Source organism: Pseudomonas sp. P5_B2 (assembly GCF_056400445.1).
In genome coordinates this window covers 1-2,165 of sequence record NZ_JBFULH010000659.1, presented here as the reverse complement: position 1 = coordinate 2,165, position 2,165 = coordinate 1, and the positions used below count along the sequence as shown (strand labels likewise).

The window sequence follows — 2,165 nt, the reverse complement described above, 5'->3', positions numbered from 1 at the left end:
GTCGGTACCGGTTCGTCGCGTAAATCCGCCACCAACTCGGTGCTGTGGTTCTTCGGCGACGACGTGCCTTACGTGCCGAACAAGCGCGCTGGCGGTTTCTGCTTCGGTAACAAAATTGCTCCAATCTTCTACAACACCATGGAAGATGCCGGCGCCCTGCCAATCGAATTCGATGTGTCCAACATGCACATGGGCGACCTGATCGACCTGTACCCGCATGCTGGCAAAGTCTGCAAGCACGGTACCGACGAAGTCATCACCACTTTCGAAATGAAGACGCCGGTGCTGTTGGACGAAGTTCGTGCTGGCGGCCGTATTCCGCTGATCATCGGCCGTGGCCTGACCGAGAAGGCGCGTGCCGAGTTGGGTCTGGCGCCTTCGGATCTGTTCAACAAGCCTGAAGCGCCGGCTGAAAGCACCAAGGGTTTCACCCTGGCGCAGAAAATGGTCGGTAAAGCGTGCGGCGTAGCCGGTGTGCGTCCAGGCACCTACTGCGAACCGAAAATGACCACCGTGGGTTCCCAGGACACCACCGGTCCGATGACCCGTGATGAACTGAAAGACTTGGCGTGCCTGGGCTTCTCGACCGACCTGGTGATGCAGTCCTTCTGCCACACCGCGGCTTACCCTAAGCCAGTGGACGTGACCACTCACCACACCCTGCCGGATTTCATGCGCAACCGTGGCGGCGTTTCGCTCAAGCCGGGCGACGGCATCATCCACAGCTGGCTGAACCGCATGCTGCTGCCGGACACCGTCGGCACCGGTGGTGACTCGCACACCCGTTTCCCGATCGGTATTTCGTTCCCGGCCGGTTCCGGTTTGATCGCCTTCGCGGCCGCCACCGGCGTCATGCCGCTGGACATGCCGGAATCGATCCTGGTGCGCTTCAAAGGCAAGATGCAACCGGGCATCACTCTGCGTGACCTGGTGCATTCGATTCCTTACTTCGCCATCAAGGCCGGTCTGTTGACCGTGGAGAAGAAAGGCAAGATCAACGCCTTCTCCGGCCGTATCCTGGAAATMGAAGGCCTGGACAACCTGACCGTCGAGCAAGCGTTTGAACTGTCCGACGCCTCGGCCGAACGTTCGGCTGCCGGTTGCACCATCAAACTCCCGGAAAAGGCCATTGCCGAATACCTGACCTCCAACATCACCCTGCTGCGCTGGATGATCGGCGAAGGCTACGGCGATGCGCGTACCCTGGAACGTCGTGCCCAAGCGATGGAAGCCTGGCTGGCCAACCCTGAGTTGCTGGTGGCCGATGCTGACGCCGAATACGCCGAAACCATCGAGATTGACCTGGCAGAAATCACCCAACCGATTCTCTGCGCACCGAACGACCCGGACGACGCCCGTCTGCTGTCGACCGCTGAAGGTCAGAAAATCGACGAAGTGTTCATCGGTTCGTGCATGACCAACATCGGTCACTTCCGCGCCGCCGGCAAGTTGCTGGAACAGGTCGACGGTCAGCTGCCAACCCGTCTGTGGCTGTCGCCGCCGACCAAAATGGACGCTCACCAGCTGACCGAAGAAGGCTACTACGGCATCTATAACAAGGCCGGCGCACGCATGGAAATGCCGGGCTGCTCGCTGTGCATGGGTAACCAGGCACGTGTAGAACCGAACTCGACCGTGGTGTCGACGTCGACCCGTAACTTCCCGAACCGTCTGGGTGACGGCGCGAACGTCTACCTGGCCTCGGCCGAGCTGGCGTCTGTKGCTTCCATCCTGGGTCGCCTGCCGACCGTCGAGGAGTACATGGAATACGCTGGCAAGATCGACAGCATGGCGGCCGATGTCTACCGCTACCTGTCCTTCGACCAGATCGCCGAGTTCCGTGAAGYYGCTGCGAACGCCAAYATTCCGGTCGTTCAAGCCTAACGCTGCAACGCAATGAAAAACGCCGCCCATCGCGAGATGAGCGGCGTTTTTTTATGCATGGGCATGCACACAACTATCCTGTAGAGGCGAGCTGCCGCTCGTCAGCAAGTCAGCACCTTTGCCTCATCCTGATTTTCCAACGTTTTATAACCCTCTCAGGAAGACTCAGATGATGAACAAAATAACTTCACTCTCTTTTGCGTGTCTGCTGGCGATGGGCTCGTTTTTCGCATTGGCGGCTGAAACGACGTCCCCACCTACCGCTGTCCCCGGCGTTAACC

At 59.3% G+C, this 2,165-nt stretch carries 1 protein-coding gene; it reads left to right on the top strand.

All coding sequences use genetic code 11. The features are described from left to right. The coding region (locus AC1DRJ_RS25320) for a bifunctional aconitate hydratase 2/2-methylisocitrate dehydratase (RefSeq protein ID WP_477804568.1) at positions 1-1,884 on the top strand (1,884 nt) is incomplete at its 5' end. Positions 1,885-2,165 lie beyond the last annotated feature (281 nt).